Origin of the sequence: Acinetobacter sp. 1130196 (genome assembly GCF_000588095.1) — a bacterium.
In the GTDB taxonomy this organism is placed as follows: domain Bacteria; phylum Pseudomonadota; class Gammaproteobacteria; order Pseudomonadales; family Moraxellaceae; genus Acinetobacter; species Acinetobacter nosocomialis.
The window spans coordinates 48843-56716 of the sequence record NZ_JFWX01000025.1 but is presented as its reverse complement, the minus strand read 5'-3'; the positions used below and the strand labels follow the sequence as shown (position 1 = coordinate 56716).

8 protein-coding genes and 1 pseudogene are annotated in these 7874 nt (G+C 37.7%); 7 read left to right on the top strand and 2 right to left on the bottom strand.

All coding sequences use genetic code 11. The features are described 5' to 3' along the window. Together J671_RS25215 and J671_RS17095 are read left to right on the top strand one after the other, a co-directional pair. Positions 1 to 265, top strand: a pseudogene (locus J671_RS25215) (IS5/IS1182 family transposase); the annotation flags it as partial. Between the two features lie 496 nt (positions 266 to 761). Beyond that, positions 762 to 1511 (top strand): GntR family transcriptional regulator, encoded by a 750-nt coding sequence (locus J671_RS17095; protein WP_006580986.1) that lies wholly within the window; start codon positions 762 to 764, stop codon positions 1509 to 1511. A gap of 39 nt (positions 1512 to 1550) precedes the next feature. On the opposite strand, the gene J671_RS17090 is transcribed toward J671_RS17095, so the two are convergent. Next, complete coding sequence (locus J671_RS17090) at positions 1551 to 2441, bottom strand: LysR family transcriptional regulator (protein ID WP_004887602.1); 891 nt, start codon at positions 2439 to 2441, stop codon at positions 1551 to 1553. A 195-nt stretch (positions 2442 to 2636) separates the two neighbouring features. Between J671_RS17090 and J671_RS17085 the strand changes: the two genes are divergently transcribed. From J671_RS17085 to J671_RS25210, 3 genes are all read left to right on the top strand, one after another. Next, a complete protein-coding gene (locus J671_RS17085; RefSeq protein WP_004887601.1) occupies positions 2637 to 3323 on the top strand; it encodes a hydrolase in 687 nt (228 codons plus the stop codon). A 331-nt stretch (positions 3324 to 3654) separates the two neighbouring features. Continuing rightward, a complete protein-coding gene (locus J671_RS17080) occupies positions 3655 to 5529 on the top strand; it encodes an amidohydrolase (RefSeq protein WP_004887600.1) in 1875 nt (624 codons plus the stop codon). Between the two features lie 57 nt (positions 5530 to 5586). Further along, positions 5587 to 5748, top strand: a complete 162-nt coding sequence (locus J671_RS25210; protein WP_000784879.1) for a DUF1427 family protein — start codon at positions 5587 to 5589, stop codon at positions 5746 to 5748. A gap of 69 nt (positions 5749 to 5817) precedes the next feature. Here the strand turns inward: J671_RS25210 and arsC are convergent, their stop codons facing one another. Continuing rightward, positions 5818 to 6246 carry an arsenate reductase (glutaredoxin) gene (arsC, locus tag J671_RS17070; RefSeq protein ID WP_004887599.1) on the bottom strand — a complete coding sequence of 143 codons (429 nt, stop codon included), beginning with the start codon at positions 6244 to 6246 and terminating at the stop codon, positions 5818 to 5820. 84 nt (positions 6247 to 6330) lie between these two features. On the opposite strand from arsC, the gene J671_RS17065 reads away from it, so the two are divergent. After that, entirely contained in the window at positions 6331 to 6660 is a 330-nt protein-coding gene (locus J671_RS17065; RefSeq protein WP_006580988.1) for an ArsR/SmtB family transcription factor, read from the top strand. Between the two features lie 104 nt (positions 6661 to 6764). Next, the gene (gene arsB, locus J671_RS17060; protein WP_004887597.1) at positions 6765 to 7799 is read left to right on the top strand and encodes an ACR3 family arsenite efflux transporter; all 1035 of its coding nucleotides are present in this window, start codon (positions 6765 to 6767) and stop codon (positions 7797 to 7799) included. Positions 7800 to 7874 lie beyond the last annotated feature (75 nt).

The window sequence follows — 7874 nt, the reverse complement described above, 5'->3', positions numbered from 1 at the left end:
GCCCTGGAAAGATTCTAAAATAAGTTCAATAGAACGAAATGAGTTACTTCAAACGGTTAAACATTTAGGCAGAACCCTATGGAAAAAATGGTCGGGTTATCACCGTCGTAGTTTGGTGGAAACCAAGATGCATTGCATCAAATTATTAGGTGATAGGCTGACGGCAAGACATTTTCAAAGTCAGGTCAATGAAATTCATGCGCGTGTGGCAGTTCTGAATAGATTTACGGAATTAGGTAGACCTCGCACCCAAGTTGTGTCTTAAATTTGAATGGATTGGGGAGAACTCAGCTTTTGAATGTTTATGCAACAAAGCCGCTTTGCATCATAAGAAGGTTTAATTATTGCTTCGGTATTATTCATCTTGAACACTCACTTCCCTATGTTGGGCGGGCACGTTCTTCAGCAGCTTGAAATACTGACTAAAAGAATGAAATTAAAATTGTGCACAATGTTTTATTTAGATTGTGCACAATTCATTGAGCAAAAGTTATGCCAAACTTGAGATGTAGTATTGATGAGTGATTTAGCTTGATACGATTTCGGGATATGAATAGACAAATTTATAAACTGAGACGTGCTTAATTTTTTATAAAAAGTAAATAAATTTAGGTGTATAAGTAGATATTTAGAGATCTAATATTGAATTATTCAGCTCAGTATAGATATTGTGAAAGTTAGAGAAATATTTCCAAATGCTTAAGTTAAACTTACACTATTCAAAATAGATAAAGTTCTAAAAAGAGGAGACGTTAATAAAAATGGAGAAATCAATGTCATCGAGTGCACCAAAAAAAGCCGTAGAAATGAGCAATGATGAAATTGATGACCATATATATAACGCTATTGTAGATGCTATTTTAAATCGACAACTTGCCCCTGGTGCACGTTTAGTTGAAGCACCTTTATGTGAAGCTTTCGGTGTAACACGAGGCGTGTTAAGACGTGTTTTTGTCAAACTTGCCCATGATAAGGTTATTGAAATTCAGCCCAATCGTGGGGCACTCATCGCAAAACATAGTGCTCATGAAACAAAAGAGGTCTTTGAAGCGCGCAGCATGCTTGAAATTGCCACTGTAAAAAAGCTGGCTCAAAAGTCTCATCACTTAGATTTTAGTGAGCTTCGAGGCTTGGTCGATCAAGAGTCTAAAGAGCGTTTAGCTGGAAATTGGGCTGAGTGGATTAAGCTATCAGGTCAATTTCATTTAAAGCTGATTGAAGCTAATCAAAATTCGATCATGTCCAGTTATTTGCAGACGCTTATTGCGAGAACTTCGTTATTAATTGGATTGTATGAGATTCCAAAACATAATAACTGTTCGGCAGATGAACACCGTGCAATTTTAGAAGCCATTGAACAAGGCGATGAAAAGCGCGCAACTCAATTGATGGAAGAGCATTTAGAACACTACGCAACTACATTTATTGAAGAAAACAGCACAGTGTCTGCAGAGCAAAATTTATTAAATTTATTTAAAAATAAGAAGATTGAAATGCCTCAAACTAACTAAAAATCATGGGCCAATTCCTATGGAAAAGGCCCAGATTGGTTATTTTATGGGAATGATTTGACGTGTTAAAAAATCAATAAATAGTTTTACTTTCTTCGATAAAATCTTACGGTTTGGCCATGTCACATATAAGTGAAGTGGCTGACTAGTGTAATCCTCTAAACACTTCTGTAATTTACCTTCTTTGTAGTAAGGCTCTGCAATAAACTCTGGAAGAAAAACAATACCGTGATTCTTTAGACACATATCTAATAATAATTCACCATTATTACAGGTCATCACAGGGAAGCAATTAAAAGACACTTCTTTGTGATCTTTTTGAAAAATCAATTTTTTATGTCGGCTATCTTGATAGTAAATCAGAAACTTATGTTCTTTAAGTTCTTCTAATGAGCCTGGTAATCCATGCTGATTAAAATACTCAGGCGTTGCATATAAATATCGTTGATAGGTATTCAAAATTTTACTATTTGCCAAATTTGGAGGAGAACCATCAACACGGATTGTTAAATCAAATTTATTATTATTCGTGTCTAATAGCTGATCAGTCATGAATAAATCAATTTTAATGCTGGGATATTTCTCTATAAAGTCTGAAATAATATGTTGAAGAAAAATATTGCTAAAAGACATTGGTGTATTAAGCTTGAGTTCGCCTTCAGGGTACTGCTGATTGTAGCTAATTTCATATGCAGCCCATTCAAACTCACTTAAAATGACTTTGCTATGTTGATAAAATTTTTCCCCACAAGAGGTCAGGTTCATCTGTCTTGTTGTTCTGGTTAATAGTGTAGTTCTAAGGTCATTTTCAAGGTAGCAAACACGTTTGGCCACTAAGTCACGAGAGATGTCGAGTGCTCTGGCTGCGCTACTAAAATTCCCATGTTCTACGACACTTACAAAAGTGGAAATACAGTCTAATCGATCCATGGATAAGCGAAAGGTAAAAAATATATATCAATGATTAAACTATAAAAATTAAAAAGCAATCATTGTTTTGATTGTATTCGTACAGCATACAGATTCGAGCTGATTTGCTGTCTATGTTTTTACATTTTTATCTGTTTTGATAATAAGCAGAAGGCAGTTTTAAAAGCCTCAATTAAGGAATAATGGAGTTTACCCATGAATAAATCACTTTTAGAACAACTATCAGCAACGAATTGTCAGGTTATTTTTATTGATCATCAGCCACAAATGGCTTTTGGGGTACAGTCAATAGATCGCCAAGTATTAAAAAATAATACGGTCGGGTTAGCAAAAGCAGCTAAAACATTCAATATTCCTGTCACTATTACCACGGTTGAAACTGAAAGCTTCTCTGGTCATACCTATCCAGAACTTTTAGACGTATTTCCAGATGCTCCATTACTAGAACGTACTTCAATGAATTCATGGGATGACCAAAAAGTACGTGATTCACTTGCAAAAAATAATCGTAAAAAAGTAATCGTTTCAGGTTTGTGGACTGAAGTGTGCAATAACACCTTTGCTTTTGGTGCCATGCTTGAAGGTGATTATGAAATTTATATGGTCGCAGATGCCTCTGGTGGTACATCGAAAGAAGCACATGACTATGCCATGCAACGTATGATTCAAGCAGGTGTTGTTCCAGTAACTTGGCAACAAGTATTACTTGAGTGGCAACGTGATTGGGCAAATCGCGATACTTATGATGCAGTCATGGCAATTGTACGCGAACATTCAGGGGCTTACGGTATGGGTGTGGACTATGCTTATACCATGGTACATAAGGCACCTGAACGTACAACTTCAAAACACGAAGTACTTGCACCAGTTCCTGCAAAATAAGAAATAGTTGAGTTAAGGGTATTTCGATATTTAAGTTGATTTATTCGATTTTTGACTATATTGGATAAGCGGAAAAGCCATCTGCAACTGTTCGAGGCAGGACAAAATCTGAAAAAGATTGTAATTGAACGAGTTTTGCAGATCTTGCGCTGCCTTAATGGCAGCTCAGGTTTTGGTTACTTTTCCCGAAAGAAAAGTAACAGAATTAACTCCTCTTATTGGATGTAAAACGGTCAGACTCCGTCGTGTAAAATCAAAAAAGAATAATGAAATATATTTGTTGCTATACCTTTATTTTTTAAAACAATAATTCACAAGAATGGAGTTCAGAATGACCGAAATAAACCTCATACTCAAAAACGGTAAAATCACAACACTAGATCCTCAGAACCCCGAAGTACAAGCAATTGCGATTGCAGATGGTAAAATTCTCCGCACGGGTACAAATGATGAGATCATGAAGCTCGTAACACCAACAAGTAAAGTTGTAGACCTAAATGGTCGTCGTGTTATACCGGGGCTAAATGACAGTCATTTGCATATTATTCGCGGTGGTCTCAATTACAATATGGAGCTGCGCTGGGAAGGTGTGCCATCCGTTGCAGATGCATTACGCTTACTCAAAGAACAAGCAGACAATACTCCAGCTCCACAATGGGTTCGTGTAGTAGGTGGATGGACTGAATTCCAGTTTGCCGAAAAGCGTTTACCGACTTTAGAAGAAATTAATAAAGCTGCGCCAGATACTCCTGTATTCGTTTTACATCTATATGCCAGTGCAATGCTCAACCGAGCTGCGCTTGATGTATTAGGCTTTAACAAAGACACGCCAGACCCGCCGGGTGGCAAGATTGTAAGAGATGAAAAAGGTGAGCCAACAGGACTGTTGCTCGCAACGCCATCCGCTATGATTTTGTATTCAACCTTAGGTAAAGCACCGAAATTGCCAGTTGAAGATCAAGTCAATTCAACGCGTCATTTCATGCGTGAGCTGAACCGATTAGGCATTACTTCTGCAATTGATGCGGGCGGTGGCGGTCAAAACTACCCTGAAGATTATGATGTGATTAAGCAATTACACGACCAAAATCAAATGACCGTACGTATTGCTTATAACCTATTTGCTCAGAAGGCAGGCCAAGAGCTTGATGATTATCGCCGCTGGACAGAAATGACATTTCCGGGCGATGGTGATGAACTATTTAGAATGAATGGAGCCGGTGAGAATTTGACGTGGTCTGCGGGTGACTTTGAAGATTTTTATGAGCCACGTCCAGATTTACCAGAAAAAATGGAAGGTGAACTCGAAGCCATTGTAGAGCACTTGGCTGAAAAGAAATGGCCATTCCGTATTCATGCAACCTATGATGAAAGCATTAGTCGGTTACTCAATGTATTTGAGCGAGTAAATGCTAAACAGCCATTTGCGACCCGATTTATTATTGACCATGCCGAAACTGTATCTGAGCGCAATATCGAGCGTATTGGTGCGTTGGGTGGCGGTATTGCCATTCAACACCGTATGGCATATCAAGGTGAAATTTTCGTAAGACGTTATGGTGCCGAAGCCGCTCAGGCAACGCCACCAGTTAAAAAAATGTTAGAACTCGGTGTTCCTGTGGGTGCCGGGACAGATGCGACTCGTGTTGCGTCTTATAACCCTTGGGTGTGTTTGTATTGGCTGACTACAGGTAAAACAGTGGGTGGCTTACCGCTCTATGATGAAAAAAATCTATTAGACCGTCAAACAGCCCTAAAACTCTGGACTAAAGGTTCGGCATGGTTTTCGGGTGAAAAAGATATCAAAGGTTCACTCACAGCAGGAGAACTTGCTGACTTGGTTGTTCTGTCCGATGACTACTTTAAAGTTGAAGCAGAAGATATTCAGTGGATTGAGTCTGTACTCACTGTTTTGGGCGGAAAAGTGGTGTACGCAGCGGCAGAGTTTAAGCAAGATGATCCGCCGTTACCACCAGCATCTCCAACATGGTCGCCGGTAAAACGCTTTGGTGGTCAGTGGCGTTTATCTGAAAACCGTAATGCGCCTTCCAATGAGTCACTACAGTCACAAAGTGCATTGTGTGCATGTGCTAGCAGCTGTGGCATGCATGGACACAGCCACGCTTGGATGCTTGATGTTCCTGTAAACAATAAAGACAAAAAGTCTTTCTGGGGCGCACTAGGGTGCTCGTGTTTTGCATTTTAAATAAAACAGTATGGGAACCTGCCGCTTTAAATGGCTTGGTTTTCTAAGGTATGTACCATGAAAATGTACTTATTATCTTTGGCTGTAGGGTTGCTTGTTGGTGTCTTATATTATGTTTTAAATGTGAAGTCACCAGCTCCACCTCTTGTTGCATTAGTTGGTTTATTGGGCATGGTAATAGGAGAGCAGCTGCTTCCTTTTATTAAATCCTATTTTTAATCCGTTTCATTTATAAAAAGCTAAATGGTGCCATGCCATTTAGCTTTTTATATTGGTAAGTGTCTTCAATTACTTTATACGATGACCTTGCTCATCAATAATCACTTCACCATCTTCTTTTGCAAAATAGCCTAAGCTTTTTGAATCTAAAATATCCAATACAACCTCAGAAGGGCGGCAAAGTCGTGTACCTTTTGATGTAACCACAAATGGACGATTAATTAAAATTGGATACTGCACCATAAAGTCAATTAACTGTTCATCGGTCCAATGGTCTTGTTCTAACTCTAATTCTTTATAGGGATCAACATTTTTACGAATGGCTTCCCGTACAGTTAAGTTTGAATCTTGAATGAGTTGGATTAGTTCATCTTTACTTGGAGGTGTTTGTAAATATTCAATAACAATAGGCTCAAACCCGGCATGACGAATAAGCGCCAATGTATTTCGTGAAGTTCCACAAGCAGGGTTATGATAGATTTTCAATTGATCGCTCATGATAAATTGATCTTCAAATTAAGTTATTGCATTTATATATGGATATCCGTATATTTGCAATATCGAATATACTCTGTTGAAGATATGATCAACCAAGTCGATTTCTTTAAATGTCTATCTGACCAAACTCGGTTAAACATTTTTAAATTAGTTCTAAACAAACAAAATATTTGTGTTTGTGAGCTAACAGAGCAGCTTGAGTTGAGCCAACCGAAAATTTCTCGACACTTAGCCTTACTAAGAACTCATGGCGTATTACTGGATGAAAGAAAAGGACAGTGGGTTTATTACAGCTTAAATCCTGATTTACCTATATGGGCTTTAGATATTTTAAAGGTGATAGAAAATGACGAGATTGAGACAAGGGTAAAACAACAAGATCAGCCTTCTATCACTACAACGTGCTGTGATTAATCTTTCTAGATTTTTGTCTTAAAAATTCGGATTTTCTTAGCATAAATGTATTAGTCATTTGTGTGTATTGAGCAAAATTAATCAATTCTTTCTTCGAGTAAAACATGACCAAACAAGGGCTTTCCTTTTTAGATCGAAACCTGACGCTGTGGATTTTTATTGCAATGGCTTTAGGTTTAGCTATTGGAGTTTTCTTTCCTCAGGCATCTGTGTCTTTAAATAAGTTAAGTGTAGATAACGTTAATATTCCAATTGCGATTGGTTTGATCTTAATGATGTATCCGCCATTGGCAAAAGTGGACTATGCAGCTTTGCCGGAAGTATTTAAAGATAAAAAGACCTTAACTTTATCATTGGTACAAAATTGGATTATTGCTCCAGTTTTAATGTTTATTCTTGCAATTGTTTTTTTGCATAACTATCCAGAGTATATGACAGGTCTTATTTTAATTGGCTTAGCACGTTGTATTGCAATGGTATTGGTCTGGAATGGCTTAGCGTGCGGTGATAACCAATATGTTGCAGCTTTGGTTGCCTTTAACAGTATTTTCCAAATCTTATTCTTTAGTAGCTACGCATGGCTTTTCTTAACCTTTTTACCACCGTATTTTGGTGTGGCAGGGCAAGTGATTGATGTCAATTTCTGGACCATTACCCATGCTGTTTTAGTGTATTTGGGTATTCCATTTTTAATGGGATTCATAACTCGTTTGATTTTAGTTAAATTAAAAGGCTTGGAGTGGTATCAAACCAAATTTTTACCAAAAATTAGTCCATTAAGTTTAATCGCATTACTTTTTACCATTGTGGCGATGTTTAGTCTAAAAGGTGGAGATGTAGTGAGTTTACCTTTAGATGTATTACGTATTGCGATTCCACTGACGATTTACTTTGTCGTAATGTTCTTTATCAGTTTCTTTATGAGTAAACGGATGGGGAATAACTACCCACGTACCACTGCTATTTCATTTACCGCAGCGGGAAACAACTTTGAGTTGGCTTTAGCCGTAGCCATTGCAACTTTTGGTTTGGCATCACCAGTTGCTTTTACTACAGTGATCGGGCCATTGGTTGAAGTACCAGTGTTGATCTCACTGGTTTCGGTTTCGCTTTGGTTAAAGAAAAAGTATTACTCTTAAAAAATCGCAAAATTTATTTGAACTATTTTCTAAAGATCGCTAAAAAAGTGCCTTTATATAGGCACTTTTTATTGT

Coding starts and splice junctions, on each gene's coding strand:
- J671_RS17085 (WP_004887601.1), top strand. CDS start 2,637: ATGAATAAATCACTTTTAGAACAACTATCAGCAACGAATTGTCAGGTT.
- J671_RS17065 (WP_006580988.1), top strand. CDS start 6,331: ATGATCAACCAAGTCGATTTCTTTAAATGTCTATCTGACCAAACTCGG.
- J671_RS17080 (WP_004887600.1), top strand. CDS start 3,655: ATGACCGAAATAAACCTCATACTCAAAAACGGTAAAATCACAACACTA.
- arsC (WP_004887599.1), bottom strand. CDS start 6,246: ATGAGCGATCAATTGAAAATCTATCATAACCCTGCTTGTGGAACTTCA.
- J671_RS17090 (WP_004887602.1), bottom strand. CDS start 2,441: ATGGATCGATTAGACTGTATTTCCACTTTTGTAAGTGTCGTAGAACAT.
- J671_RS25210 (WP_000784879.1), top strand. CDS start 5,587: ATGAAAATGTACTTATTATCTTTGGCTGTAGGGTTGCTTGTTGGTGTC.
- arsB (WP_004887597.1), top strand. CDS start 6,765: ATGACCAAACAAGGGCTTTCCTTTTTAGATCGAAACCTGACGCTGTGG.
- J671_RS17095 (WP_006580986.1), top strand. CDS start 762: ATGGAGAAATCAATGTCATCGAGTGCACCAAAAAAAGCCGTAGAAATG.